Below are 25,497 nucleotides of genomic sequence, written 5' to 3'. Positions count from 1 at the left end.
GAGATGACGCATGGGCCCTCGGAACCGTGGTGTCCACGGGAGTCCGTACAGACATACGCCCCCTTCGTGCTCCCGCACGCCGTTGTTCCGGCTGACGTGGAGCCGCCACAGTCGATCGCGGCGCGCCTTCCCGGAGCCCGCCGTCCCTCGACCGCGAAGGAAGGTGCCACGTGGCGCGCACTCTTCTCCCACCCCGATTCCGCTTCCTGCTGGTCGCGCTCCTGCTCACCACCGCGGCGCTGGCCGGCGTAAGCCTCCAGGCACAGCCGGCCCACGCCCTGCAACTCCAGCCCCTGCGCAGTTGGTGGAGTCAGGACCGCGGCGACAACTTCGCCACCGGAACGGCTGACCAGGAGGCCATGGCTCGGTCAGCTGGCTACCGTGAGCTGCGCACCGAGGCATGGCTGTGGCCGGACAACGGCAACAACACGTACGTGGAGCTCTACCTCTTCTGGGACCCCGCCCGGCAGGACAACTTCAGCACCGCCACCCGCCAGGGGGTCGACTCCGCGATCAGCGCTGGATACCAGTACATCGGCGTGCAGGGATACGTCAGGGGCACCTACGCGCCCGGAACCGTCGCCCTCTATCAGTACTGGAGCGCCGAGCGTGGGGACAACTTCCTCACCGCCACACCCGCTGGCATCCGCGACGCGAATGCCGCTGGCTACAAGTACGTCCGCGTCGAGGGCTACGTCTACCCCTACCCGTGACCGCGTAGGTGGTGAGGGGATGTACCGAACTCCAGACGACGACCCGAACATCATCCTCCTGCCCGCCGCCACGGTCAGGCGCAAGCAGGTACTCGGCGGACTGCTCAACGAGTACCACGTCACGCCACCCCGACCGCCTCATCACCCACAGGAAACGCACAGCTCAGCAGCCTGATCGGAATATTGACACCCTTCAGGTGGTGGATCGGTGTGCGAGGTGAACCGGACCCGGCCCGACCCCGCACGTGGCGCCGCTCGGAGCCTGCCGGGTGTGCTGAGTTTCAGGGCACCGGTACGGGTTCGGCCTCGGGTGGGCCGTGCTCGTGGTCACACGTCTCGTCGAGGCCGTAGGTCTCCCAGGCGGGGAAGGGGTCGTGCCAGGCCGACCAGCCCTGAGCGCCCCGCGCGTGTTCCTCGTCGGTGAGCAGGCATGCCGAGAGGGCTTGGTGCAGGGCGGCGGGGCGCAGTCCGGTGCCGATGAAGACGAGTTCCTGGCCGCGCGCGGCGGCTTCGTCGGCCGCGTTGTGGCCCTCGCGTGCTCCGGAGGGTTCGAACCGGGCGACGGCGCCCGCCTGTGACCACAGTCCGGTCACGCGCGGGCGGGTGGCCAGCCAGAAGAAGCCCTTGGAGCGCAGGACGCCGCCATAGGCCCCGGTGTCCAGGTCCGTGGTGACGAAGTCCCACAGTCGGGCGGGGTGGAAGGGCCGGGTGGCACGGAAGACGGTGCTGGAGATGCCGTACTCCTCGGTCTCCGGTACGTGGTCGCCGTTGAGCTCCCTCACCCAGCCGGGGGCCTGCTGGGCGCGTTCGAGGTCGAAGCGGCCGGTGCCGAGCACGTCCGCCGGTTCCACCCGGCCGTGGGTGGCGGGTATGAGACGGGCGGCCGGGTTGAGCCGGGACAGCGCCGCCGCCAGCCGTTCGGCCGTCTCCGGGGCGACCAGGTCGAGCTTGTTGAGGACGATGACGTCGGCGAACTCGACCTGGTCCATGAGGAGGTCGCTGACGGTGCGCTCGTCGTCCTCGTACTGGTCCAGGCCCCGCTCGACGAGTTCGTCACCCCCGGTCAGCTCGGGAAGGAAGTTCGCGGCGTCGACGACGGTGACCATGGTGTCGAGCCGCGCGACCTCGCCCAGAGTGGCGCCGTCGTCGCGAGGGAAGGCGAAGGTCGCGGCGACGGGCATGGGCTCGGAGATGCCGCTGGACTCGATGAGGAGATAGTCGAACCGCCCCTCCCGCGCCAGCCGGTCCACCTCCTCGAGCAGATCGTCGCGCAGGGTGCAGCAGATGCAGCCGTTCGTCATCTCGACCAGGCGCTCTTCGGTACGGGAGAGGGCCGCGTCGCCGTCGCGGACGAGTGCGGCGTCGATGTTCACCTCGCTCATGTCATTGACGATGACGGCGACCCGTAGCCCGTCGCGGTTGTTGAGGAGGTGGTTGAGGAGGGTGGTCTTGCCGGATCCCAGGAATCCCGACAGGACCGTCACCGGCAGCTGATCGGCCATGGCGCGGTCAGCCCTCGGGGTGCAGCAGACCGCGCCGGTAGGCGGGGACGAGCCGCCGCGGTACCTGGTGTTCGCGGCCGTCGATGGTGATGGTCACCAGCTCTGGCGTGCTCGCCTTCCACTGCGCGCGGCGGTGGCGGGTGTTGCTCCGGGACATCTTCCGCTTGGGCACGGCCATGTCGTATAGGCCCTTTCCTGGTCGGTGTTGTTCCTGCGACCGTACATGAAAATGGGTACCGTTTCCATGTAGTGTGCTGGCTGCTGTGAGGTCGTCGCTGAGGAGGAGAAGTGCCGCCGTTGGTGATGTTGCGGATACGCAGGACTGCTTATGCGCTCGTCACTGCCATCGGACGGGGGCAGGGGTGAGGGCTGGAGGCGAGGGAAGGGGGCGCGGCCTGCTGGGCGTGGTGTCCGGCAACACCCCTGAAGCGCGAGGCCGCGTTCTGGACCTGCTGCGGCGTGCCTCGCCCGACGCGCTGGTGCTCTCGGTCTCGGTCCACGCAGACGCGGCGGGGCGGTACCCCTTCGTGCAGCGCTTTGCCGTGGGTGGTGATGAACGGCAGCGGGCCTCGTTGTCTCAAGTGGCCACGGGTGACCCGGCAGTGATCGTCCGCCAGGACCTGGGTGCCATTGCCAGGGCCGCCCCGTGCGCGCATGTCGTGCTCGCGCTCCCTGACAACGTTGACGCCCTGCCGTTCCTGGCGGAGCTGTGGCGAAGCCCGCTGGGAAGGACTCCGCTGTCGGACCACTACGATCTCGCGCCCCTCGCCGTCGGCGTCGACCCCGGCCGGCTGCTGAGCGACCTGCGCTGTGTGCACCGCGCCGCCCACCTCTTCGGTGACCACCCGCAGGCTGTCCCCCTTACGCTCGCCGAGGCCGCGGCCCGGCAAGTGGAGGCTGCCCACGTGATGGTCCTGCGGGACGGCGGAGTGGAGGACGACGGCCGCCTTGACGGCTCCCGCGCTCTGCTCGCCCATCTCAACCCGTCCGCCCTGGTCCTCCTCGACGGGGAAGAACGCGACAGCGCCTTGCTGACGCCTTTGACACGACCCGGTACCGGGTGGGCCGCGGCCGGACCGGCCGACCGGCTCGACGTCGTCGCCCCCGCCCTGCGCCGCCGTGGCATCGACCGTGGCGTGGCCTCGGTGCTGTGGCGGTCCCGGCGCCCGCTGCACCCCCAGCGGCTGGCGGAGAGCCTGCCCCAGGTCATGCCCGCGGTGGTGCGCAGCCGAGGGTACCTGTGGGTGGCCACCCACCCGGACGCGGTCATCTCCTGGCGCTCGGCCGGCCGCCATCTCGAACTGCGGCAGGCGGGGAGCTGGCTGGAGGACGGGGATACGGGCGCGTGGCGCGCCGCGTCGTCCGAGCGTCGGACCCTGGCCTCATGGCACTGGGACGACCGCTACGGCGAGCGTCGCAACGAGATCGTGTTCATCGGAGCGGAACTGGACGAGGAACCGGCTGCGGGCCGCGCTGGACACCGCCGTACTCGACGACGGTGAACTGGCACTCGGCGCCGACCGCTGGGCCGACCTGCCCGATCCGCTGCTCGGCACCGCGATCCGGGACCCGGGGGCTGAACCGTAGGAGGAGTGCGTCCGGCTCATGGCCGGATGCCCCCACTGATGAGGTGGTTCCCACCGGGCGTGATGCCTACGCAGGAGGGCCACCGAGCGCGGTGAGGTCCAGCTCGCGGGCAGGGCGGGTCTCGACGATCCGGCCCCGGCGCATGATCGCGACGCGGTGAGCGAAGTGGCGTACGAGTGCGAGGTCGTGGCAGATGAACAGATAGGCGAGCCCGTAGTCCTCTTGAAGGGCGGTGAGCAGATTCAGCACCCCGGCGCGCACCGACGGGTCGAGTGCCGAGACCGGCTCGTCCAGGACCAGCAGGCGCGGCTCCCCCGTCAGCGCCCGCGCGATTCCGACGCGCTGGCACTGTCCGCCGGACAGTTCGTGCGGCAGCCGGCCGCCCAGCGAGACGTCGAGGCCGACCGTCTTCATCAGCTCCTCGATCCGGCCGGGTGCCGGTGGCCTCCCTTGGACGCGCAGGGGTTCGGCGATCGCGTCGCGGACCCTCAGGCGCGGGCTGAGCGAGCCGTAGGGGTCCTGGAAGACCGGCTGGAACCGTGGCCGCAGCGGACGTAGCTGCCGCTCCCGCAGGCCGGTGAGCTCCCGTCCCTCGAAACGTACGCTCCCACCATCCGGGCGGCGTAGCGCCAGCGTGGCCAGAGCGGTGGAGGATTTGCCGCAGCCCGACGCACCGACCAGGGCGAGTGTCTCGCCCGCGTGGATCTCGAAGGAGACCTTGTCGACGGCGGTGTGCCGGCCGTAGCGGACGACCAGGTCGGTCACCTTCAGCAGCGGGTCGGTCATGCCGGCGCCTTCCGTGAGAAGAGTGCGGTCGCCGGTACGGGGAGATCCTTCGAGCGGTGGCACGCGGCCAGTTGCCCCGGCTCCCCGGACTCGGTCAGTGCGGGCTCAGGGCCGTCGCACTCCTGCCCGGCCAGCGGGCAGCGCGGTGCGAAGGCGCAGCCGCGCGGAAGGTCGGTCGGCGACGGCGGTGTCCCGTCGATCGACGGCAGCCGCCGGTCCGCCGGGTCCACCTCGGCGGGCGGCAGGGAGGCGAGCAGGCCGGCGGTGTAGGGGGCCCGGGGGGCGCGGAACACCGGCTCCACCGGGCCCGACTCCACGGCCCGACCCGCGTACATCACCAGAACCCGGTCCGCGTTCCGCGCGACGATCCGCAGGTCATGGGTGATCAGCACCAGCGCCGCGCCGCTGGCCTCGCGCGCCGCCGCCAGCACGTCCAGGACCTGGGCCTCGATCGCCGGGTCCAGCGCGGTCGTCGGCTCGTCGGCGATGACCACCTCCGGCTCGTTCACCATCGCCATCGCGATCACCGCGCGCTGTCGCATCCCGCCCGAGAACTCGTGCGGATACGCCCGCGCCCGCCGCGCGGCGTCCGCGATGCCCACGCGATCGAGGGCCGCCACGGCGCGGGACCGGGCCTCCTCGCGGGAGGTCTTCGCGACGGACCGCACGGCCGCGGCGATCTGGTCGCCGATCGTGTGCACCGGGCTGAGCACGGTCAGCGCGTCCTGCGGCACGAACGCCATCCGGCGGCCCCACACGTCCGCGCGGGGCTGTCCGATGAGTTCACGCCCGCGCAGCCGCACGCTGCCGGTGACGCGGGCCCCGGGTGGTGGCATCCCGAGGACCGCCCGCCCGGTCAGGGACTTCCCGGCTCCCGACTCCCCGACAAGTGCGAGGACTTCGCCTTCGTCCACATCGAACGACAACCCCCGCACGGCGGGTATGTCGACGTGGCCCCTGTCCCTCAGGGTCACACGAAGGTCGCGTACGGAGAGGACTGGTTTGGGCATGGATGTCACCTTCGATGCAGGAGGTGCGGATCGGATACGTACCCGGGCGGACAGCGACCTCACGGGCCGGTGTTCCGGCGTGGTCGCAGCCCTGCGGTCGACAGGGAGACCGCCAGCCCGGCCAGCAGGGCGAGGGCCAGCGCGGGGGCGAGGGCGGCCCAGGGAGCCCGCTCCACGTACAGCCGTGACTCGTCGAGCATGAGGCCCCATTCGGGGGCGGGCGGCTGGGCGCCGAGCCCCAGGAAGCCGAGCGAGGCCAGCGCGAGCGCGATGCCGGGCAGCCGCAGCACCGCGTGGCGGGCGACCGGCCCGGCGACCGTGGGGAGGATGTGCCGGGTGAGGATCCACGAAGGCCGTGCGCCGATGGCCCGTTGGGCGGTCAGATAGGCCGCGGCACGCGTCTCCACCACCAGCGCCGCCGCATGCGCGGCGAGTGGCGGCCAGGAGACGAGGGCGACGGCGATCGATGCCCCCGCCGTGCCGGGGCCGAGGACGGCGGCGACGAGGATGCCGACGACGACTGGGGGCAGGGCATTGGCGATGTCGGCGGCGCCGGTCGAGACGTTCGGCAGGAAGCCGAAGGCCAGGGCGAAGAGATACGAAACCACGCACACGGCGATGGCCACGCCGACCGTCGCGGCGGCGCCGTGTCCCAGCCGGGCCAGGACGTCGCGGCCCAGTGCGTCCGTGCCGAGCGGATGGGCGAACGACGGCACGGCCAGGCGCCCGTCCGTGTCCAGACGGTACGGATCGCCGAGCAGTCCCCAGCCGATGGCGGCCGTCAGGACGGCCGCGAACAGCACTGGCACCGCCCGGCGCAGCCGTGTCGGCTGGGGTGTGACGGGGGCGGGGAGGGACAGTGCCGCGCCCTTCAGGGCTGGCCCGAGCAGCCGACCGCGGACGAGATGGGCCAGCGCGCCCGCCGCCAGCCCGAGCGCGAGCAGGGAGAGCACGGCGCCCTGAAGCAGCGGCAGCGCCACCCGTCAGGCCGACCGCCACCAGACCCAGCTGCGGCACCAGTGCGGGCATGGCCCGTCGCAGTGCCGCGCAGGCGATGCGTTCCCCCGTGACACCCGAGGCCCGCCACAACTCCGCCCACCGCTCACCAAAGGCGGCGGGCAGCGCGTCGTCGACGAGCCGTCCGACGATGCCACCCGCCGGGACACCCATGGCGAGAGCGGGCAGCACCATGTGCGCGGGTCCCTGCCACCCGGAGGTCGGCAGCCAGCCGCACCACACTCCGAGACCGATCAACACCACGGTCGCCAGGAGGAATTCGGGCACGGCCGCCAGCATCGCGGCCACCGCGCCACCACCCCCGCGTGCGGTGCCCCGCGCACCCCGTACCAGCGCCGGAGTACACAGGGCGGTGGCGACCAGCAGCGCCACCAGCAGTGACGCGCCCATCAGCGTAAGCGAGACGCCGAGCCCGGAGAGCACCGACGACAGTACATCGGTGCCGGAGACCCAGGACTGTCCGAGGTCGCCGCGCACCACTGCGCCCGCCCAGTCGGCGAGCAGAGCCGGCGCCCCGGCGTCCAGCCCGAGATCCCGCCGCACATCCGCCAACGCCTCGCGTGTCGGCTCCTGCTCGGCGGACCGGGCGCGCAGCACAGTGAGCGCCGGGTCCCGGCCGGAGAGCCACGGCAGCAGCCCGACGCCGGCGGTGACGGCGGCCAGCACCGCCACTCGGGTCAGCCCGGCCCGTAGAGCGGCGTTCACTTGACGTAGGTATCGGCGGTGACCAGCTCACGCTCACGCGGGTCCTTGGCGGAGCCCACGACGTCCACCGCATCCCCCTGGATGACCCGCTCGTGCAGCATGGGGATCGCGGCGTCGGTGTTGAGGATCGCGGTCTCGGCTTTGAGGATCGCCGCCCGGCGGGCATCACCGGCCGCGGTGGCCTCCGCCTTCCGCACTGCCCCGTCGACCGTTTCGTCGCTGAGCTGGGCGATATTGAAGGAGCCGTCGCCGGCGAAGTCGCTGTGCAGATACGCGGCCGGGTCACCGGAGTCCAGCACCGTCGCACGGGAGAGGACGAAGGCGTCGAACCTCCCCGCCAGGGCGTCGGATTCGATGTTGGCGTACTCGCGCACCTCCAGCTTCACCTTGAAGCCCGCGTCCTTGAGCTGCTGCTGCAGCACGGTGGCGACCTCGGGCAGTTCAGCGCGATCGGTGAAAGTCCCGATGGTGAGGGACCGGCCGCCCGGGTCACCGGCCTTGATGGTCTTCGTACGGCCCTCCCGCCCCTCGGCCGCCCAGGGCAACGCCGGCCCCAGCAGCCCCCGCGCGACATCGGCGCGGCCTTCGTAGACGCCCTTCACCAGCGCCTTGGCGTCGATGGCCCGGCGGGCGGCGGCGCGCAGCGCCGGGTCGCGGAACGGACCCCGCTCGGTGTTGAGATACAGGGTGTTGGTACGCGGCATGGGGACTTCGCTGATCTGGTCCCGATCCAGCAGTGCGGCCTGGGAGACGGGTACGGCTTCGACGATGTCGGCCTCGCCGCTGCGCAGCGCGGCGGCCCGGGCGGCGCCGTCGGGCACGAAGGTGACGTCGATACCAGCGGCCTTGGCCTTGCCATCCCAGTAGTCCGGGTTGTGATCGAGAGTGGCCGAAGTGGTGCCGTTCACCCTCTTCAGGACGAAGGCGCCGGTGCCGGCGCCGACCGGGTTGACCGTCTTCCCCTGGTACGCCTTGGTGGCGAGGATCGACAGCTGCGGAGAGGACAGCCGCTGCGGGACGAGTGGGTCCGCGTCAGCGGTGGTGACAGTGACGGCGCGGCCACCGCTCGCCTTCACCGTCATATCGACCCCGTCCAGGATGCGCGGCTTGGGCGCGGCCTTGGTGGCGGTGTTCAAGGACCGCGCGACGGCCTGGGCGGTGAGTGCCGTCCCGTCGTGGAATTCCACGCCCTGACGGAGGGTGAAGATCCAGGTCCGCTCTCCCGTCTGCCGCCACTTTGTGGCGAGAGCGGGTTGCGCGTCGCCGTCCTTGTCGAGGGTGACCAGGGTCTCGGCGGTGCTCCAGCGCGACAGCTTGAACGCATCGTCGCTGAGCGGGGACAGACCGGAGCGCGGCGGCTGCATCATCGCGACGCGAATGCGCTTGCCCTCGGCGGCCGATGGCGCGCCGGAGGCGAAGCAGCCGGTGAGCAGAAGCGAGGAAGCCACGGATATCGCGGCGTTGGGCAGAGCCTTGGGCAGGTTCACAGGAGTCTTCCTGAGGGCGGCGAGCTGGGAATTTACCTCCTCTTGACCGTAGCACACGATAATCATTATCAAACTCGCTGCCGAGGAGGCTGTCGAACGAGGGCGAACGCGGGCGCGGCGGGGGCCGCGGTGCGGACGCTGCGGGCCGGAGTACGGCATGCGGCGTCCGCCCGCGTCCGGTGGCCCGGTGAGGGTTACCAGCTGCTCTTGGTCACGCCGGGGAGTTCGCCCGCGTGGGCCATTTCGCGCAGCCGGATCCGCGAGAGGCCGAAGGCGCGCAGATGGCCGCGGGGGCGGCCGTCGATGGAGTCGCGGTTGCGTACGCGGGTGGCGCTGGCGTCGCGGGGCTGGCGGCGCAGTTCCCGCTGGGCGTCGAGCCGTTCCTCCGCCGGGGTCCTGGGGTCGGCGATGACCGCCTTCAGTTCGGCGCGGCGCTTGGCGTAGCGGGCCACGACCGCCCGGCGCTTCTCGTTCTTGGCGATCTTGCTCTTCTTGGCCATCAGACCTTCCCTCCCCGGGCGCGGATCCGCGCCGCGGCGGCCTCGATGCCGATGGTGTCGATGGTCTTGATGGCCTTGGTGCTGAGGGTGAGCCGGATGTGGCGGCCCTCGCTCGGCAGCCAGTAGCGCTTGCGCTGGACGTTGGGGTCGAACCGGCGCTTGGTGCGGCGGTGCGAGTGGGAGATGTTCTGGCCGAAGCCGGGCTGTCGGCCGGTGAGTTGGCAATGGGCGGACATGGGTTCCTTTCGAAGTGTCCGGGGGTGGTGCGGGTGGCACCGTACCAGCTTGATGAAAATGAAAACCAAATCTATGTATGCTGCTGTGCATGGCACGCAATGAACTACGCCCGATCATCAAGCTGAGGTCCACGGCGGGCACCGGCTACACGTATGTGACCCGTAAGAACCGGAGGAACGACCCCGACCGGCTGACCCTGCGCAAGTACGACCCTGTTGTCGGCCGCCATGTCGACTTCCGTGAGGAGCGCTGACCGCCATGAAGCCCGGAATTCACCCCGCGTACCGGCCCGTCGTCTTCCGGGACCGGGCCGCCGACTTCGCCTTCCTCACCCGCTCCACCGCCACCAGTGACAAGACGGTCGAGTGGCGGGACGGCAACACCTATCCGGTCATCGATGTCGAGATCTCCTCGGCGAGCCACCCCTTCTACACCGGCAACCAGCGGGTGGTGGACACCGCGGGCCGCGTCGAGCGGTTCGAGCGGCGCTACGGTCACCGGGGGAGGGGCCGGTGACCGCGGACGGGAACCGGCTGGCCGTGGCGGTCGTGGGCGGACTGCACGCCGACGCCCGCCGCGCCGCCGTCGAGGAGATCCTGCGCACGGTGCCCGGCTCCGTGGCGCTGCACCACGATCTGTCGGCCGCCACCGACCGCGCGGTGCGCCGCACCGTGCGCGACGCCTCCGGGCCGCTCGGCGAGGGCGAGGCGCCGCTGGTGAACGACTGCGCGTGCTGTGCGCTGCGCGAGGACATGGTCCCCGAACTGCTGCGCCTGGCCACGGGCGGCGGGCACCGGCTCGCCGTGGTCGAGCTGTGGGACTCGGTCGAGCCCCAGGCCATGGCCGCCGTCATCGCGGCCGAGGGCGCGCCGCTGGAGCTGACCGGGGTGGCCACCGCGGTCGACCCGGCCCTGATGGTGCCGTATCTCGCGAACGGTGACGATCTCGCCGAGGCCGGTCTCGCTGCCGCCCCGACCGATCAGCGCACCATCGCGGACACCTTCGCCCGGCAGCTGGAGTACCCCACGGTGATCGCCGTCGCCGAGGACGAGATGTCCGAAGAGCCCGCTGACGACGGCGATCTGGCCCTGCTCACCCAACTCACGCCGGGCGCACGGCAGGTGTGGCTCGGCGAGGGGGCCCTGGGGCCCGCCCTCCTCGAGGGCTTCGACATCGCGGCGGCGGCGGCCCGTCAGCACCCGGCCTGCGCACTGTTGCCACAGGACGGCGATGAGCACGGAGTGAGCACCCTCGTCTGGCGGCGCCACCGTCCCTTCCACCCGGGCCGTCTCTACGAGGCGCTGGAGGATCTGACCTGTGCCGCGGCCCGCAGCCGGGGCCGCTTCTGGCTGGCGGACCGGGGCGACACCCTGTTGTCGTGGGACGCGGCGGGTGGTGCCCTGTGCGTGGAGTCGGCCGGGCCGTGGCTGGCCGCGCTGCCGGACGCCGCCTGGGAGATGGTCCCGGCGGAGCGGCGGGTGGCCGCCGCGCTGGACTGGCACCCCGACCACGGCGACCGCTGTCAGCACCTCACCTTCACCTCGCCCGGCCTGGACCGCGACGGGCTGCTGGCCCTGCTCGACTCGTGTCTGCTGACCGACGCCGAGTACGCGGCCGGGCCGGACGCCTGGAGCCGGCTGCCGCACGCCTTCGACGAACTGCTCGACCCGGTCGCCTGACGGCGCCTCACGCTCAACGGACAGGACTCACTCATGGCCCGCCGCACCACCATCACCGACCGCCGGGGAGCCAAGCGCCCCCGCGTCAACCCGCTCGACGCCGTCGGCATCACCTATGTCGATTACAAGAACACTGACCTGCTGCGGAAGTTCATCTCCGACCGCGGCAAGATACGCAGCCGCCGGGTGACCCATGTGACACGACAGCAGCAGCGCCAGATCGCCCGCGCCATCAAGAACGCGCGCGAGATGGCCCTGATTCCCTACGGCTCCCGTTAGCCGTCCGGTTGCGTCGACCGGACGTTCGCCGCAGTGGCCCTGCGGACCTGTGGCGCGGCTGGGACCGATCGCCACCGTGGCCGACGCCGAGGCGCTGAGCGCGTGGCTACGGAGGGGGATGCCGGACGGTGACACACTTCCCGTCCGGCTGCGTGCGGCCCCTTCTCCGGCGGGAGCCGCCCACCTCAACTGAGCCGCCCACCTCAACTGACGGCCTCACGGCCTCGCGAGGGCGCATTCTCCACACCGCAGCGGGGCCCGACGGTTGGACCGTCGGGCCCCGCTGCGGTCAGGGCGTGTCGCGGATGCCGAGGCGTAGGTGCTCGATGTGGTGGACGGCCTGGTCGAGGAATTGGGCCACGTGGCCGTCATAGAGGCGATAGACGATGCGGCGGCCGTCGCGGCGCCCGGTGACCAGGCCGAGGGTGCGCAGGAGACGGAGTTGATGGGAAACGGCGGACTGCTCCATGCCGACCTCGGTGGCCAGTTCGGTGACAGAGTGGGGAGATTGCCGCAGGACCGTGAGGATCAACAGCCGCGACGGGGTGGCCAGGGCCTGGAGCGTGGTGGCGACGGACGCTGCCGTGGCGTCGTCGAGGCGGGCGGTCGCGAGGATGTCGCGACCGCCCATGGCCTCATCGGCGTGCACGTCCGCGTCCGCGGCCGCGTGCCCGCGTCCGGGCTTCTCCCAGTGGGCGGATGAACTGCAGCTCGAGCGTGGGCGACGGCTGGGCCAGGCCCGGACCGCCGGCGGCCACCCAGCGGAGGAGGTCGTCCACGCAGTCGTCGTCGTTGGCCCACCCGATCCAGGTCGCCCGGCCGCCCTTCGCACGCCCGGCTGTGGCGGGCTGGACCACGATGACGTTGGCTTGACCGCAGGGGCCGAGGCAGTCCGTCGTGCGGACGGCGAGCCGACCACCGGAATCGGCGGCAGCGGCGCGTAGCCGGTCGAGTTGCCACTGATGGTCGACATCGGGTTGCTTGCGCGGGTTGCCGCAGCAGCAGCCCCGGCAGACGACCAGGGTGCACGGCCGGTCGCGGGCGGCCCCGATCGTGGCCTTCACGAGACTCACAGCGTGGTCCGGGAAGGCAGCCGGTGGGCGCGTATCCGGCCGTCCCGGTGGGCGGAGACCAGCAGCTCGGGCCCGGCCCAGGCCAGAGCGGCGACGGTCGTATCGCCGTCCAGGATGCGGGCAGGGGAGAGCCGGGACTCGGGTCGCCCCGCGGTGGCCCGCCACAGCGCGACCGTGCCGTCGGCGCCACCGCTGGCCAGATGGCCGCCCCCGCCGGGACGCCAGGCCAGCGCGGTGATGGTCTCGTGGCAGCGCAGGGAGCGGGGGGCCGTGCCGGCGGGGCCCTTGCCGGAGAAGTCCCAGACGGTCACGTCGGGGGCGCCGTCGGCGGCGAGCCAGAAACCGGTGTCGTCGAAGGCGAGGCGGGAGACCTTCTCCGGGTAGCCGGACATGGTGAGCTCGCCCGCATCGCGGGTGCGCCAGATGTGGATGGAGGCGTCCTGGTTGCCGCTGCAGATCCACCGTCCGGTGGGGGCGACGGCGAGCGCGAGGTGCGAGCCGATGTAGGGGTAGGTCATCACCGGCTTGAGGGTATGCCGTTCGTGGCAGCGCACGGCCCCGTAGGCGGCGACGGCCAGCCGCCGTCCCTGGCGCAGCCAGGCGAGGTCGGTGACGGTGCTGGCAGCGGGCTCGGTGGCCCACCGTTCCTCGCCGTCCGGGGTGAGGACGAGGGCACGGCGTCCGGCGGCGATGGCGACCCGCTCGTTGTCCGCCCACGCCGCTGTGGAGGACCAGGCGCCGGTGTCGTGAACCGTCGTACGGCCGTCCTCCCTGCGCCACAGGGCGTAGCCGGTGGGCCCGGTGGCGGCCGCGTGCCGGGCGTCCGGGGCGAGGGCCACGCTCAGTGCCCCGCCGGGCAGTTCGAAGGTGTCGACGCACGCACCGGTGGTGGCGTCCAGGATCCAGAGCGTGCCCGCCGCGCCCGCGACGGCGAGCAGGTCCTGGCGCACGTTGAGAGCGACGGGCGCGTCGTCGACGGCGGTGTCCCAGGCGGTGGCGAGGTCGGTGTCGGGTGCGGTGATGCTCATGCGGCGGCTCCGGCGGTGGCCAGGCAGTCGGCGAAACCGCGCTCCAGGGCCTCTCGGTCGAGGTTGCGGCCGATGAACACCAGCCGGTTGCGGCGCTGCTCACCGTCGCGCCAGTCGCGGCCGAACTCGCCGACGAGCAGCATGTGCACGCCCTGGAAGACGTACTGCTTGGGCGCCCCGGCGAGGGCGAGGATGCCCTTGGAGCGGAAGATGTCAACGCCCTTGGTTCGCAGCAGAGTTCCCAGCCACCGGTTGAGGCGTTCCTCGTCGAGCTCGCCGGCCAGGTCGATGCCGACGGAGGTGACGGTGGTGTCGTGCTGGTGCTCGGTCTCGGTGAGGAAGCTCGGATCCTCGGCGAGCACCCGTTCCAGGTCGAACGCGCCGACGTCCAGCACCTGGGGCAGGTAGATCTCGGCGTGCTGGGCGGGGATGATCTGCACGCCGCTGTTGATGGCACGAATGCGGTCGGTGACCTCGGCGATGGCCGACTCGTCCACCAGGTCGGTCTTGTTGAGCACGATCCGGTCGGCGAAGGCGATCTGCTCGACGGCCTCGTTCTCCACGCCCTCGGGCTTGACCTCGTCCAGGTGTTGGAGGACGTGCGCGGCGTCGACCAGGGTGACGATGGCGTCCAGCCGCAGTTGGGCGGCGATCTCGTCGTCCATGAAGAAGGTCTGGGCGACGGGGGCGGGGTCGGCGAGACCGGTGGTCTCGATCAGGATGTGATCGAACTTCTCGCGCCTGCGCATCAGCGCGCCCAGGATGCGGATGAGGTCTCCGCGCACGGTGCAGCAGATGCAGCCGTTGTTCATCTCGAAGATCTCTTCTTCGGAGTCGAGGACGAGGGCGTCGTCGACTCCGACCTCGCCGAACTCGTTCTCGATGACGGCGATGCGCAGTCCGTGCTGCTCGGTGAGGATGCGGTTGAGCAGGGTCGTCTTGCCGGAGCCGAGGAAGCCGGTCAGTACGGTGACGGGGACGCGCTCGTCACGGGGCTCGTCGGACGTTGGGGTAGTCATGCGGACTCCTTCGGGTCATGGGTGAGCAGGGCGGCCCGCAGGTCGTCCTCGGCGATTTCTGCGACGGTGGCGTGCAGGGTCCATCGGCGGGCTCGGCCGTTCATGGGAAAGACGGCGATGACCGTCTCCAGGGGTGGGCAGCCGGGTTCGGTGCAGGCGAGTTGCCGGATGACGACCGCTGTGTCGTCGTCGAGTCCGAGCAGGCGCCGTACGGACTGCCTCAGCTCGCGCAGCTGCGGGCTCTGCCCCGGGCGGGCTCCCAGTGGCATGGCGGCGGTTCTCCTTCGTCGGTGGAGGGTTGACAGTCGCCGCAGATGCCGGTGAGTTCGACGGTGTGCTCCACCGCGGCGAATCCGGTGTCGGCTCCGACCCGGTCGGCCCATCGCTCCACGATCTCGGAGTCCACCGGCCGACTGCGGCCGCAGCAGCGGCAGATCAGGTAGTGACGGTGTCCGTCGGCGGGCCGCGGGCGGTAGAGCCGTTCTCCCGCCTCGTCGCGTACGACGTCGACGCCACCCGTAGCCTCCAGATCCCGCAGGGCCCGGTAGACCGTGGTCAGCCCGATCGGAACGTCGGCCGCGGTCAGCAGCGCGTGCAGTTCCTGCGCGGAGACGAAGTCCTGACAGCCGGTGAGGACGCGCAGGACGGCGGTTCGCTGCCGGGTCCTCCGGCTGCTCACGGCGGATCACCTCACTGGCGCTCGGCGGGAAGCGGTATGCATACACTGTAGATGAAAATGAAATCCATGTCCATGTGAATGTCCCTTCATGCGTGATGGTGTGTCTGCCGCCCATCCGCCGCCGTTAAAGTGAGCCCGAATACCGCCGTGACGAAAGCCGTATGGGGAGACGAATGGACAGTGATGTCGATATAGCGCCGCCGCATGAGAGCGGCGGCAGCGGCCCGACGCTGTCCCGGGGCCCCGACGGAGCGGACGGGGCCGACGAGTCCGGTGGACTGCGCACGGCGGCGCGCGTCGCCGTTCAGGCGCTGGTCGCTGGGGCCCCGGTAGTGCTTCTCGGCGGAGTCGCGATCGTGCTGGGGCCGGACATCACCACAGCGCTCGACGATCGGGCGGTGGCGGCGTGGCGCACGGTGTTCACCGCCATCGTCATCCAGGGCGTGCCGTTTCTGCTGCTGGGCACGGTGGTGTCGGCCACCATCAGCGCGTTCGTACCGGCGTGGGTGTTCACCCGGGTGCTTCCGCGCAACCCGGCGCTCGCCGTACCCGTGGCCGGTGCCGCCGGGGCGGTGCTGCCGGGGTGTGAGTGCGCTTCGGTGCCGGTGGCCGGCAGTCTGATGCGGCGCGGGGTGGCCCCGGCGGCGGCGCTGGCCTTTCTGCTGTCGGCCCCGGCCATCAACCCGATCGTGCTGGTGGCGACCTATGTGGCCTTCCCCGGCAACCCCTGGATGGTCGCCGCCCGCCTGATCGCCTCGCTGCTGACCTCCGTCGCCATGGGCTGGCTGTGGATCCGGGCGGGCCGCGAGGAGTGGCTGCGGCTGCCGAAGGGGCCGGTCGGGCACGCGCCCGGCGCGAGCCGCGCGGAGGAGTTCCGGGTCTCGCTCCAGCACGACTTCCTGCACGCCGGAGGCTTCCTCGTGGTCGGCGCCGCGGCCGCGGCCACGTTCAACGTCGCGGTGCCGCATTCGGTGCTGCGGCTCTTCTCCGACTCCCTGTGGCTCTCGCTGCCCATGCTGGGGCTGCTCGCGGTGGTCCTCGCGGTCTGCTCGGAGGCCGACGCGTTCGTCGCCGCCTCGCTCACCGGGTTCTCCCCGACGGCCCGGCTGGCCTTCATGGTGGTCGGCCCGATGGTGGACCTGAAGCTCATCGCCCTCCAGTCCGGCACCTTCGGGCGCGCCTTCGCGGTGCGCTTCTCGTCGGCCACCTGGCTGGTGGCGGTGGCGTGCAGCGCTCTGGTGGGGTGGTGGCTGCTGTGAAGCGCAACATCCAGGTGCTGCTGCTCCTCTTCCTCGGCGTCGGTCTGCTGCACATCTCGCTGCTGACCGATCTGTATCTGCGCTATGTGCGCCCGGGGCTGCGGCCCGCGCTCATCGCCTCCGGGGTGCTGCTGATCGCGCTCGGCGCGGTGAGCGCCGCCCGCGACGGCTTCCCGTTCAACCGCCCGCGCGCGCATGGCGATGCTCAGGACCAGGACCAGGGCAACGACGCGGACCACGGCCACGGCCACAGCCACGCGGGCGGTCCCAAGGTCGCCTGGCTGCTGTACGTACCGGCCCTGACCATCCTCTTCCTGGCGCCGCCCGCGCTCGGCTCGTACACCGCCTCCCGCGACGACGCCAAGACCCCGAAGGCCCCCGCCTCCACCACCGGTGACAGCCTCTTCCCGGCCCTGCCCGACAAAGGCGTTGTCGAGATGTCGCTGAACGACTTCAGCTCCCGGGCGGTCTGGGACACCGACCGCACCCTGAAGGGCCACACCGTGCGCCTCACCGGCTTCGTCACCCCGGGCCGCCACGGCGCCTGGTACGTCAGCCGCCTGGTCATCAGCTGCTGCGCCGCCGATGCGCAAGTGCGCAAGGTGCGGGTACACGGGCCCGCCGCTCCGCCCGCCGACACCTGGGTGACGGTCACCGGCACCTGGCACCCCACCGGAAAACTGGGCACCGACGACGCCAGCCCGGCCCTCGACGTCTCCACCGTCGAACGCGTTCCCGCGCCCAAGGACCCGTACCACGATGTGGTGGTCACCCCCGACAGTCGCTGAAGGGGCGGCGGCGCACCTGAGCCCCAGACCAGCGGCCTGGGGCTCAGGTGCACCGCGCGGCTCAGCAGTCTCGGAACTCGGGTGACTGGTTGAGGATCTGGGAACGCGTGGAGGTGAACTTCGCATACGTGGCGCCGTTTTCGGTCCCGGGTCGGAACGCGGCCACCCGGTGGCAGTTCATGAAGGCCAGGGTGATGCCGAAGTGGCGTTCCAGACTGCTGCGGATGGCGTTGCTGGCCAGGGCCCGCAGCAGCTGTCCGCGTTCGGCTTCCGACGGGGGCGGGGTCTGGTTGTCGGCGAACTCGGCGTCACCTTCGCGGAGCTTGTCCGCCAGACCGGCGATGAGGTTGTAGGCGTAGGGAAGCGACTCGCGGACGGTGGCGACGAAGTCCCGTTCCTGGATCTCGCCCTGTTCGGCCTGGGCGAGGAGCTCCGGTGCGACGTTCAGTGACATGGGATGCGGGTCCTCTCGACTGGGTTTGCGGATGCGGATGGGCGGGGGTGTTCAGCTCGATGCCGTGGGGGCGGCGATGAGTGCCTCGGACAGAGCTGCCGGTCCGTGCCGGAAGTCGGGGTCGACCTGGGTGCTCAGGTCCAGGCCGGTGGCGCGGTCGGCCCAGGCGCGGGCATTGCGCAGATGGAACTCGACGGCCTGCCGCTGGAAGGTCTCCCAGTCCTTGGTGCGGCCGTCCACCGCGGTGCGCAGCTCCTCCAGCGCCAGGCGGTGCTCGGGTTCCAGCTCCCCGGTGTGGCGGCCCTGTTCGCGGGCGCGGACCCAGTCGGAGTGGCCGAAGCAGACCAGGAGGTCGTCGCCGACGTGCTCCTTGAGGAAGAGCCGGTCGTCCTCGCTGGTCACCTTGTTGCCGACCACGGCGAGAGGCACACCGAACTCGGCGGCGTGGTCCTTGTACTGGTGGTAGACGGACACCCCCTTGCGCGTGGGCTCGGCCACCAGGAAGGTCATGTCGAACCGGGTGAACAGCCCGGAGGCGAAGGAGTCCGCGCCGGCGGTCATGTCGACCACGACGTACTCACCGGGGCCGTCCACGAGGTGGTTCAGATACAGCTCCACGGCGCCGAGCTTGGAGTGGTAGCACGCGACACCGAGGTCCTCCTCGGTGAACACGCCGGTGGTCATCAGCCGGACTCCCGCGATGTCCCGGACGTGGCGGGTGTGCACCGGGTCGGGTCCGAGCGGCCGCAGCAGGCGGGAGCCGCGCCCCGGGGGAGTGGTCTTGACCATGGCGTCGGCGGAGGCGATACGGGGATTGTCGCCGCGCAGATACTCCTTGATCCCGCCGAGGCGCGTGCTGAGCGGGACGACCTCGCGCAGTGCGTCCTCCTCCAGCCCCAGCGCCACCCCCAGATGCTGGTTGATGTCGGCGTCGATGGCGACGACGGGCGCGTCTGAGCGAGCCAGGTGCCGGGCGAAGAGAGCGGACAGCGTGGTCTTGCCACTTCCGCCCTTGCCGACGAACGCGGTGCGCATGGCTGCGCATCACCTCCAGGTGAATATGAATGTCATGTGCGTGGTTTGAAGACTTCCCGGATCACGGCTTCCCTGTCAAGTTGCCGTCGGCGAAGGGGAGATGGAGTGTGGAGTGTCGCCGTTTGTATGGCGGGGCGGGGTCAAGTTCTGGCAATGATTTTCATCTCGGGTGGTGATGCGAGTGGTTCTGGAAATCATTTTCATCTAGCCTCATGGTGTTCGTTCCGCCCCTGAGGAGCCCCTGCCATGAGATCCGCCATAGCCCACCGCATACGTCCCCGCGCCCTCGCCGGATGTGCTGCCGCCGTCGCCGTGCTCGCCGGCACCAGCGCCTGTTCCACCGCTTCCTCGGACACGTCCGATGGCTCCGCCTCAGGCAAGGGAGCGTCCGGCAAGGTGATTCAGATCGTGGCGGCGGAGAATTTCTGGGGCAGCATCGCGCAGCAGCTGGGCGGCAGCCACGTGCACGTCAAGAGCATCATCGACAACCCCGCCGCCGACCCCCACGACTACGAGCCGACCGCCGCCGACGGGCGCGCCGTCGCCACCGCCCGGTACACGATCGTCAACGGCATCGGCTACGACGCGTGGGCCGACAAGCTGCTCTCCGCCAACCCGGGCGGCGACCGCACCGAGCTGAAGATCGGTGACCTGGTCGGCCTCAGGCCGGGCGGAAACCCCCACCGCTGGTACGCTCCGGCCGACGTCCACAAGGTGATCGAGAAAATCACCGCCGACTACAAGAAGATCGACCCGGACCACGCCGCCTTCTATGACGCGCGGAAGAAGACCTATCTGGACACCACCCTGGCCCCCTACAGCCGGCTGGTGTTCGGCATCAAGTCCACTTACGCGGGTACGTCCGTCGGCGCTTCCGAGTCCATCGTCACCCCGCTCGCGCAGGGCCTCGGCCTGAAGATGGCCACCCCCGAGTCGTTCCTCGACGCCATCAGCGAGGGCACCGACCCCACGGCGAAGGACAAGACCGCCATCGACCAGCAGATCAAGAACAAGAAGATCAAGATCTACGTCTACAACAGCCAGAACTCCACCCCGGATGTGCGGGCCCAGGTGAAGGAGGCCAAGGCGGCCGGTATCCCGGTGGCTACGGTCACCGAGACCCTCACTCCGGCGGGTGCCTCGTTCCAGGACTGGCAGGTCCGTCAGCTGAAGGGCATCCAGAAGGCCCTGGCCGAGGCGACGGGTAAGAAGTAAGGACGGTGGGGACGATGGCCCGGATACGGGAGGCGGCGCGGCACCGCGTACCACCGCACGTCACCAGCACCGGACGCCGCGAAGGCGGTGAGGGCGTCGTGTCCCTGCGCGGCGCGGCCGTACGGGTCGGCGGACGTACCCTGTGGTCCGGGGTGAATCTGGAGGTTGGCGCCGGGGAGTTCACGGCCGTCCTCGGACCGAACGGTGTCGGCAAGTCCACCCTGATCAAGGTGGTTCTCGGAATCCTGCCGACCGCCGCGGGCGAGGTACGGGTCCTGGGTGAGGCTCCCGGCCGTGCCGGGCACCGGATCGGCTATCTGCCGCAGCGCCGCAACGTCGACCCGTCCTTGCGGATCCGCGGCATCGATGTCGTGCGCATGGGCCTGGACGGCGACCGCTGGGGTGTTCCGCTGCCGCTGCCTGTGCGGTTCAGCGCGCGGCGCCGGGCGGCTCGGGACCGTATCGCCGAGGTCATCGAGCTTGTTGGGGCGAGTGCGTACGCCCATCGGCCGCTCGGGGAGTGTTCCGGGGGGCAGCAGCAGCGGCTGCTGATCGCCCAGGCGCTCGTCCGCGGGCCCGAACTGCTGTTGCTGGACGAGCCGTTGGACAGCCTGGACCTGTCCCATCAGGGTGGGGTGGCGGCGCTTCTCGGGCGGATCTGCCGTGCGGAGGGGGTCGGCGTGGTGATGGTCGCGCATGACGTCAACCCGATCCTTCCCTGGCTGGACCGGGTGCTGTACCTCGCCGAGGGTGCCGCTGCCGCGGGCCCGCCACGGCAGGTCATCACCACGCGGACGCTCTCGCGGCTCTACGGCGCGCCGGTGGAGGTGCTGCGCGCAGGCGACGGGCGGCTGGTGGTCGTCGGAGGCGGGCACGGCGCAGGGGGAGGGGGAGGCCATGGTCACCACCATGAGCTTGACTGACACCTATCCGGTCTGGTCGTGGAATCCGGTGGCCGATCTGCGGGCGATGTGGGCGTTTCCGTTCATGGTCAACGCCTTCCGGGCCGGTACTGTCGTCGCCGTTCTCGCGGGTGTCATCGGCTGGTACATGGTGCTGCGCCGGCAGAGCTTCGCCGGCCATACGCTCGCCCAGGTCAACTTCCCGGGCGCGGCCTGTGCCACCCTGCTGGGCATCACCCCGGTCGTCGGCTACTTCGCCTTCTGTGTCGGCGCCGCCCTGGTCATCGCCGCCATCCCGCGCGCCGGGCAGGGCGGCAGCGGCCAGGAAGCGGCCCTGACCGGGACGGTCCAGGCGTTCGGGCTGGCCTGCGGGTTCCTCTTCGTCGCGCTCTACAAGGGCTTCCTCGGCGGGATCAACTCCCTGTTGTTCGGCAGCTTCCTCGGCATCACCACCACGCAGGTGGCCGTCCTGGCGGCTGTGGCGGTGGCGACGCTGGCCATGCTGGCGCTGATCGCACGGCCGCTGCTGTTCGCCTCGGTCGATCCCGATGTCGCCGCCTCACGTGGGGTTCCGGTACGTGTCCTGTCCGTGGCGTTCCTCGTCCTGCTCGGTACGGCAACCGCGGCGACCAGCCAGATCACCGGCACTCTGCTGGTCTTCGCCCTGTTGGTGATGCCCGCCGCCACCGCCCAGCAGCTCACCGCCCGGCCCGCCGTGGGACTGGCCGTCTCGGTGCTGGTGGGGCTGGCCGTGACGTGGACCGGCCTGATCGCCGCGTATTACTCGCCGTACCCGATCGGGTTCTTCGTGACCACCTTCGCCTTGGGCGTCTACGTTTTCGCCCGGCTCGCACGCGTCCTCGCACAGATCCTCGCCCGGCGTGCCCCGGCGTCCGCCCGCCTCTCCGGGGGTGCGGGGTGAGCGTGTTCACCGCGTTCGACCACCCGTACTTCACGCATGCGTTGCTGGCCGGGTCGGGGACCGCCGCGGCGGCGGGTCTGGTGGGGTACTTTCTGGTGCTCCGAGCTCAGGTGTTCACCGGGGACGCGCTGGGCCATGTGGCGTTCACCGGAGGGCTGGCGGCGCTCGCGTTCGGCTACGACCTGCGGCTGGGATTGTTCGCGGCGACCGTGGTGTTCGCCGTGCTGATCGGCGCGCTCGGGGGCCGGGGCCGCTCCGACGATGTGGCCATCGGCAGCGTCTTCGCCTGGACCCTGGGCCTGGGCGCCTTCTTCCTCACCCTGTACAGCACCCGCGGCGCCGCCCATGGCACCGCGGGGGTGAGCGTGTTGTTCGGCTCGATCTTCGGCCTGTCGGCAGGCCAGGCGAGGGTGGCGGCACTGGCGGCCGCCGTGATCTGCGCGTCCGTGGCGCTGCTCGCACGGCCGTTGCTGTTCGCCTCGGTCGACGAGGCGGTGGCCGCGGCGCGCGGTGTGCCCGTACGGGCGCTGGGCCTGGCGTTCCTGGTTCTGGTGGGGGCCTGCGTCGCCGAAGCCACCCAGGCGGTCGGCTCCCTGCTGTCGCTCGGCCTGCTCGCCGCCCCCGCCGGAGCCGCCCACCGGCTGACGGCCCGCCCGTACCACGCCCTGGCCTTGTCGGCCGGACTGGCGGTGGCCGAGATGTGGGCCGGGCTGGGGCTGAGCTACGCCGCTCCGCGGCTGCCACCCAGCTTCACCATCCTGGCCGTCGCCACCGCCGTCTACCTCGCGACGCTCGTCACCGTGCGGTCCCGGCGGGGCCGCACGGTGACATCGCGGGCGGTACGGGGCAACGTACCGGGGCGGCCACGGCTCTGACCGGCACGGGGGGGAAGTGATCAGTGGTCGTCCCAGTGGTCCTGGTGCTGGGCGTGGCGGTGTCCGTCGTGGACGTAGTCCACGTGGTCGCCATGCGGGACGGCGACATGGCCGCAGCAGCACCCGGATCCGCGGCAGCCTCTGCGCACGCACCAGCGCCGCGAGCTGGTCGAGCTCGACTGCCGAGTCGAGGCTCACGGTGACTCCGGTCCGGGCGGCCAGCCACAGGAACTCCGGGTCCTTCGGCCCGGTGGCCATGATCAGGGCTGGAGCGAATCCACAGCCCAGGGCGTGCTGCAGCTCGCCGAGCGAGGCCACGTCCACCCCCGCCCCCGTCGTGACCAGCCGCCGCAGCAGGGCGCTGGAACGATTTGCCTTGTGCGCCAGGAAAGTCCGGCCCGAAAGGTGGTGCTTGGAATACACCGACCGGAATCGCTCCACGTTCTCGCCGATCTGGTCGGGCAGCACCAGACCCAGCGGTGACCCCAGCGCGTCAGCGAGGGTATGCAGAAAGCCGGAGGAGCCCAGCAGGGAACTCACCCTCGGCGATACGCGCGGCTCCAGGTACAAGGCGCCGCTCATCCCGAGGCCGCCTCCCCCCTGTTCGCGGCGACTTGATTGGCGTTCTGGGAGGAGCTGTGCCCCTCACGATGGGCCGTTACGCCGATGTCGCGGCTTTTGGCTCATACTGAACATGGGCGTGGATTCCATGTGCGAGCGCCGACGCCGACTCGTCGAGGACGAGCAGACGCGGATTACCGGCCAGGGCTCGGGTTCTGCGCGATGTCGGCGCGGTCGTATCGGCAGGCAAACCACCGTATCGCATGTGTGCACATACTAGGCGCCGTCTTCACCGGGCTTCGGTCCGGCAACCGTGGCACTGGACATGATCCGGGGCGGGGCGTGATTGACCTGGCAGTGATGCTTGCCGACGGGGGCGATTCCATCACCGACGTGGTCCTGTCTCGCGATCAGGCCGAGGTTTTCGGGCCGCGATCATTCCAAGGCCGCTGACCTGGCCAAGGCTCTCGGCGGCGGCGCAACGACAGGAGAATGGGGCACCGCCCCGGCCGGGGACATCGTCATCGTGGCCCTGTCGTACGACGGTGTCGTGCCGGTCGTCGCCCAGTACGGAGACGCTCTCGCGGGCAAGGCCATCGTCGACATCAGCAACCCCTTCAATGGCGCACTGGCTGGAAGGAGCGGGCGTGGTCACGGTGGGCCGGCGATCCCGCATCAGCCCCAACCGTATGACCGTCATCGCCAAAGCCGTCCTCACCCTAGATGTTGCGGGCCAAGACGTTGAGTCGGCGGTCACTTGCCACTGATCAAGGGCTATGGTCATCGACCGCGAATTCCTCACATCGGATGATCAGGGGTCCCAGACGAATGTCGCGCAGTCCTCGCACTCCTCGAGGTACCGATGGCGACACTCGACGGTGTGCCGGAGGAAGGTGATCGCTTGCTGTCTGCTGCGGACCTCACTTTCGAGCGCGGCGATCTTCGCGCGCACGACCTCCTGCGCTGCGGACTTCTTCGGGGACATCGCTGCGGTGACCTCTGGCAACGAGAGCCCGACTTGTCGCAGCTTCAGCACGGTTCGTGCCTGCTCCAGGACGTCGTGGTCGTAGAGGCGGTAACCATTCGCGTCCCGGTGCACGGTGAGTGCTCCGACGTGCTCCCAGTGCCGTAGGACATGGGCCTCGACTCCAAGCTGCGCAGCCGCCTCGCCGATCGTTATCGCCATTCCGCCCTTGCCTTGATGTCGACCTGAACCTTTAGCCTCCCCAGCATGCCTGACAGTTCTCCCACCCCGCCTCCTCCTGCTTGTTCCCGATCAGTCCTGGTCACCGGCGCGACGGGCAACCTCGGCCGTGAGCTCCTCGCCCGGCTGCAGGCGCGCGCAGCAGCTGTGCGGTGCCTCGATCGTCGCCGTGTTGGCCCGCGACCCGGCATCGAGTCGGTGCGCGGTGACCTGACCGACGCCGACTCCGTCCGTGCGGCGCTCGACGACATCGACACCGTCTTCCTCATATGGCCGCTGCTCGACACCGCCCCCGCTGAGCCTCTGATCGCAGAACTCGCCGCAGCAGCACCGCGCGTCGTCTACCTCTCCTCGACTGCGATCGATGACGCCTCATTTCGCCAAAGCGACCCGATTGTGCAGGTACACGCGGACATGGAACGCCGGCTCCGTGATGCTGGTCTGCATCCCACCGTGCTGCGCAGCGACACGCTGGCGTCCAACACCCGGGGCTGGGCGGCACAGCTGCGCGCAGGCGACGTGGTCAGGGGTCCGGACATGGCGCGCACAGCAGTCGTGGACGAGGGTGATGTGGCGGCCGCAGCCGCGGAGGTGCTCCTTCGACGCCAGGACGATTCGGATCGCACCCCCTACCTGCTGACCGGGCCCGAGCCGCTCAGCAGGGCCGACCAGGTCGGAATCCTCGGTGCCGCGCTCGGACGAAAGTTGCGTTTCGAGCCGGTCCCCGTGGATATCGCGCGCGCACGCATGCTCGCGGACGGCCGTCCCGAACGGCTGGTCGATGCCCTCATCACGGCGTCAACGCGGCGACCTGAATCACGCCTTGTCACCGATGATGTCGAGCGCCTGATCGGTAGGCCGGCCCGCCCCTTTGCGCAGTGGGCCATCGACCACAGCACCGAGTTCGGCCCGCGGCCATGACCACACACATCAGTCAGTCTCCAACCGGTGTGATGACCGCCGAAGATCGCTTCCCCGACA

Annotated in this window: 30 protein-coding genes and 3 pseudogenes; 14 read left to right on the top strand and 19 right to left on the bottom strand. The window is 70.6% G+C overall.

Annotated features, from left to right (window positions below):
• The first annotated feature begins 170 nt into the window (after positions 1-170).
• Entirely contained in the window at positions 171-713 is a 543-nt protein-coding gene (locus IEJ02_RS25190; protein ID WP_191066951.1) for a hypothetical protein, read from the top strand.
• A 281-nt stretch (positions 714-994) separates the two neighbouring features.
• Here IEJ02_RS25190 and IEJ02_RS25185 read toward each other — a convergent pair whose 3' ends face one another.
• Together IEJ02_RS25185 and rpmF are read right to left on the bottom strand one after the other, a co-directional pair.
• Positions 995-2,215 carry a GTP-binding protein gene (locus IEJ02_RS25185; RefSeq protein WP_191066950.1) on the bottom strand — a complete coding sequence of 407 codons (1,221 nt, stop codon included), beginning with the start codon at positions 2,213-2,215 and terminating at the stop codon, positions 995-997.
• Between the two features lie 7 nt (positions 2,216-2,222).
• A complete protein-coding gene (gene rpmF / locus IEJ02_RS25180) occupies positions 2,223-2,393 on the bottom strand; it encodes a 50S ribosomal protein L32 (protein WP_137976993.1) in 171 nt (56 codons plus the stop codon).
• A 184-nt stretch (positions 2,394-2,577) separates the two neighbouring features.
• Here rpmF and IEJ02_RS50450 point away from each other — a divergent pair, with 184 nt between their 5' ends.
• Complete coding sequence (locus IEJ02_RS50450; protein WP_317985917.1) at positions 2,578-3,717, top strand: GTP-binding protein; 1,140 nt, start codon at positions 2,578-2,580, stop codon at positions 3,715-3,717.
• Positions 3,718-3,868: 151 nt separating this feature from the next.
• On the opposite strand, the gene IEJ02_RS25170 is transcribed toward IEJ02_RS50450, so the two are convergent.
• From IEJ02_RS25170 to rpmB, 6 genes and pseudogenes are all read right to left on the bottom strand, one after another.
• A complete protein-coding gene (locus tag IEJ02_RS25170; protein WP_191066949.1) occupies positions 3,869-4,588 on the bottom strand; it encodes an ATP-binding cassette domain-containing protein in 720 nt (239 codons plus the stop codon).
• Positions 4,585-5,598 carry an ABC transporter ATP-binding protein gene (locus tag IEJ02_RS25165; RefSeq protein WP_191066948.1) on the bottom strand — a complete coding sequence of 338 codons (1,014 nt, stop codon included), beginning with the start codon at positions 5,596-5,598 and terminating at the stop codon, positions 4,585-4,587. Before IEJ02_RS25165 ends, IEJ02_RS25170 begins: the two co-directional genes overlap by 4 nt.
• Positions 5,599-5,657: 59 nt before the next feature.
• Positions 5,658-7,320, bottom strand: a pseudogene (locus IEJ02_RS51120) (ABC transporter permease subunit).
• On the bottom strand, positions 7,317-8,807 hold the full coding sequence (locus tag IEJ02_RS25155; RefSeq protein ID WP_191066947.1) for an ABC transporter substrate-binding protein: 1,491 nt from the start codon (positions 8,805-8,807) through the stop codon (positions 7,317-7,319). Before IEJ02_RS25155 ends, IEJ02_RS51120 begins: the two are co-directional and overlap by 4 nt.
• Before the next feature lie 194 nt (positions 8,808-9,001).
• On the bottom strand, positions 9,002-9,307 hold the full coding sequence (gene rpsN / locus IEJ02_RS25150; RefSeq protein WP_191066946.1) for a 30S ribosomal protein S14: 306 nt from the start codon (positions 9,305-9,307) through the stop codon (positions 9,002-9,004).
• Entirely contained in the window at positions 9,307-9,543 is a 237-nt protein-coding gene (gene rpmB, locus IEJ02_RS25145; protein ID WP_191066945.1) for a 50S ribosomal protein L28, read from the bottom strand. The genes rpsN and rpmB overlap by 1 nt, the downstream gene beginning before the upstream one ends.
• Positions 9,544-9,632: 89 nt before the next feature.
• Between rpmB and rpmG the strand changes: the two genes are divergently transcribed.
• From rpmG to rpsR, 4 genes are read left to right on the top strand one after another with little or no spacing between them, the layout of a single operon-like run.
• Positions 9,633-9,797, top strand: a complete 165-nt coding sequence (gene rpmG / locus IEJ02_RS25140; RefSeq protein WP_026252351.1) for a 50S ribosomal protein L33 — start codon at positions 9,633-9,635, stop codon at positions 9,795-9,797.
• Positions 9,798-9,802: 5 nt separating this feature from the next.
• Positions 9,803-10,060, top strand: a complete 258-nt coding sequence (locus IEJ02_RS25135) for a type B 50S ribosomal protein L31 (protein WP_191066944.1) — start codon at positions 9,803-9,805, stop codon at positions 10,058-10,060.
• Positions 10,057-11,223 carry a GTP-binding protein gene (locus IEJ02_RS25130; RefSeq protein WP_317985915.1) on the top strand — a complete coding sequence of 389 codons (1,167 nt, stop codon included), beginning with the start codon at positions 10,057-10,059 and terminating at the stop codon, positions 11,221-11,223. The genes IEJ02_RS25135 and IEJ02_RS25130 overlap by 4 nt, the downstream gene beginning before the upstream one ends.
• 33 nt (positions 11,224-11,256) lie before the next feature.
• Positions 11,257-11,502 carry a 30S ribosomal protein S18 gene (gene rpsR / locus IEJ02_RS25125; protein ID WP_191066943.1) on the top strand — a complete coding sequence of 82 codons (246 nt, stop codon included), beginning with the start codon at positions 11,257-11,259 and terminating at the stop codon, positions 11,500-11,502.
• A gap of 289 nt (positions 11,503-11,791) precedes the next feature.
• On the opposite strand, the gene IEJ02_RS25120 is transcribed toward rpsR, so the two are convergent.
• Genes IEJ02_RS25120 through IEJ02_RS25095 form a run of 6 tightly spaced genes read right to left on the bottom strand, consistent with a single transcriptional unit; the run spans position 11,792 to position 15,301 of the window.
• The gene (locus IEJ02_RS25120) at positions 11,792-12,133 is read right to left on the bottom strand and encodes an ArsR/SmtB family transcription factor (RefSeq protein ID WP_191066984.1); all 342 of its coding nucleotides are present in this window, start codon (positions 12,131-12,133) and stop codon (positions 11,792-11,794) included.
• A 4-nt stretch (positions 12,134-12,137) separates the two neighbouring features.
• Positions 12,138-12,575 carry a thioredoxin domain-containing protein gene (locus IEJ02_RS25115; RefSeq protein ID WP_191066942.1) on the bottom strand — a complete coding sequence of 146 codons (438 nt, stop codon included), beginning with the start codon at positions 12,573-12,575 and terminating at the stop codon, positions 12,138-12,140.
• Positions 12,572-13,603, bottom strand: a complete 1,032-nt coding sequence (locus tag IEJ02_RS25110; protein WP_191066941.1) for a WD40 repeat domain-containing protein — start codon at positions 13,601-13,603, stop codon at positions 12,572-12,574. The genes IEJ02_RS25115 and IEJ02_RS25110 overlap by 4 nt, the downstream gene beginning before the upstream one ends.
• On the bottom strand, positions 13,600-14,622 hold the full coding sequence (locus tag IEJ02_RS25105) for a CobW family GTP-binding protein (RefSeq protein WP_191066940.1): 1,023 nt from the start codon (positions 14,620-14,622) through the stop codon (positions 13,600-13,602). Before IEJ02_RS25105 ends, IEJ02_RS25110 begins: the two co-directional genes overlap by 4 nt.
• Positions 14,619-14,891 carry a hypothetical protein gene (locus IEJ02_RS25100; RefSeq protein WP_191066939.1) on the bottom strand — a complete coding sequence of 91 codons (273 nt, stop codon included), beginning with the start codon at positions 14,889-14,891 and terminating at the stop codon, positions 14,619-14,621. Before IEJ02_RS25100 ends, IEJ02_RS25105 begins: the two co-directional genes overlap by 4 nt.
• A complete protein-coding gene (locus IEJ02_RS25095; protein ID WP_191066938.1) occupies positions 14,843-15,301 on the bottom strand; it encodes a Fur family transcriptional regulator in 459 nt (152 codons plus the stop codon). Before IEJ02_RS25095 ends, IEJ02_RS25100 begins: the two co-directional genes overlap by 49 nt.
• Positions 15,302-15,474: 173 nt before the next feature.
• Here IEJ02_RS25095 and IEJ02_RS25090 point away from each other — a divergent pair, with 173 nt between their 5' ends.
• The gene (locus IEJ02_RS25090; protein WP_191066937.1) at positions 15,475-16,560 is read left to right on the top strand and encodes a permease; all 1,086 of its coding nucleotides are present in this window, start codon (positions 15,475-15,477) and stop codon (positions 16,558-16,560) included.
• Entirely contained in the window at positions 16,557-17,348 is a 792-nt protein-coding gene (locus IEJ02_RS25085) for a TIGR03943 family putative permease subunit (protein ID WP_191066983.1), read from the top strand. Before IEJ02_RS25090 ends, IEJ02_RS25085 begins: the two co-directional genes overlap by 4 nt.
• Before the next feature lie 61 nt (positions 17,349-17,409).
• On the opposite strand, the gene IEJ02_RS25080 is transcribed toward IEJ02_RS25085, so the two are convergent.
• Both IEJ02_RS25080 and IEJ02_RS25075 read right to left on the bottom strand, forming a co-directional pair.
• Positions 17,410-17,802 (bottom strand): SCO5389 family protein, encoded by a 393-nt coding sequence (locus IEJ02_RS25080; RefSeq protein ID WP_191066936.1) that lies wholly within the window; start codon positions 17,800-17,802, stop codon positions 17,410-17,412.
• Positions 17,803-17,853: 51 nt separating this feature from the next.
• Positions 17,854-18,837 (bottom strand): ATP-binding protein, encoded by a 984-nt coding sequence (locus tag IEJ02_RS25075; protein WP_191066935.1) that lies wholly within the window; start codon positions 18,835-18,837, stop codon positions 17,854-17,856.
• A 246-nt stretch (positions 18,838-19,083) separates the two neighbouring features.
• Here IEJ02_RS25075 and IEJ02_RS25070 point away from each other — a divergent pair, with 246 nt between their 5' ends.
• The 4 genes from IEJ02_RS25070 to IEJ02_RS25055 are packed head-to-tail and all read left to right on the top strand — an operon-like array spanning position 19,084 to position 22,751.
• Positions 19,084-20,052, top strand: a complete 969-nt coding sequence (locus tag IEJ02_RS25070; RefSeq protein WP_191066934.1) for a metal ABC transporter solute-binding protein, Zn/Mn family — start codon at positions 19,084-19,086, stop codon at positions 20,050-20,052.
• Between the two features lie 14 nt (positions 20,053-20,066).
• Positions 20,067-20,975, top strand: coding sequence for a metal ABC transporter ATP-binding protein (locus IEJ02_RS25065; protein ID WP_223864372.1), 909 nt, complete (start codon positions 20,067-20,069; stop codon positions 20,973-20,975).
• On the top strand, positions 20,962-21,876 hold the full coding sequence (locus tag IEJ02_RS25060; RefSeq protein ID WP_223864371.1) for a metal ABC transporter permease: 915 nt from the start codon (positions 20,962-20,964) through the stop codon (positions 21,874-21,876). Before IEJ02_RS25065 ends, IEJ02_RS25060 begins: the two co-directional genes overlap by 14 nt.
• Entirely contained in the window at positions 21,873-22,751 is an 879-nt protein-coding gene (locus IEJ02_RS25055) for a metal ABC transporter permease (protein ID WP_191066932.1), read from the top strand. The genes IEJ02_RS25060 and IEJ02_RS25055 overlap by 4 nt, the downstream gene beginning before the upstream one ends.
• Before the next feature lie 20 nt (positions 22,752-22,771).
• Here the strand turns inward: IEJ02_RS25055 and IEJ02_RS49970 are convergent, their stop codons facing one another.
• Complete coding sequence (locus IEJ02_RS49970) at positions 22,772-22,900, bottom strand: hypothetical protein (protein WP_263407981.1); 129 nt, start codon at positions 22,898-22,900, stop codon at positions 22,772-22,774.
• Positions 22,863-23,333 (bottom strand): annotated as a pseudogene (locus tag IEJ02_RS25050) (Y4yA family PLP-dependent enzyme); the annotation flags it as partial. The pseudogene IEJ02_RS25050 and the gene IEJ02_RS49970, both read right to left, overlap by 38 nt.
• 406 nt (positions 23,334-23,739) lie before the next feature.
• Here IEJ02_RS25050 and IEJ02_RS25045 point away from each other — a divergent pair.
• A pseudogene (locus tag IEJ02_RS25045) lies at positions 23,740-23,949 on the top strand (NAD(P)-binding domain-containing protein); the annotation flags it as partial.
• Between the two features lie 174 nt (positions 23,950-24,123).
• On the opposite strand, the gene IEJ02_RS25040 reads toward IEJ02_RS25045, so the two are convergent.
• Positions 24,124-24,498, bottom strand: coding sequence for a MerR family transcriptional regulator (locus IEJ02_RS25040; protein ID WP_191066931.1), 375 nt, complete (start codon positions 24,496-24,498; stop codon positions 24,124-24,126).
• Between the two features lie 45 nt (positions 24,499-24,543).
• Here IEJ02_RS25040 and IEJ02_RS25035 point away from each other — a divergent pair, with 45 nt between their 5' ends.
• Positions 24,544-25,437 (top strand): NAD(P)H-binding protein, encoded by an 894-nt coding sequence (locus tag IEJ02_RS25035; RefSeq protein ID WP_191066930.1) that lies wholly within the window; start codon positions 24,544-24,546, stop codon positions 25,435-25,437.
• Positions 25,438-25,497: the final 60 nt, after the last annotated feature.

The sequence above is a fragment of the Streptomyces sp. 5-10 genome, assembly GCF_014712245.1.
GTDB classification, from domain to species: Bacteria; Actinomycetota; Actinomycetes; order Streptomycetales; family Streptomycetaceae; genus Streptomyces; species Streptomyces violaceusniger.
This window is presented reverse-complemented; position numbering and strand designations above follow the sequence as displayed.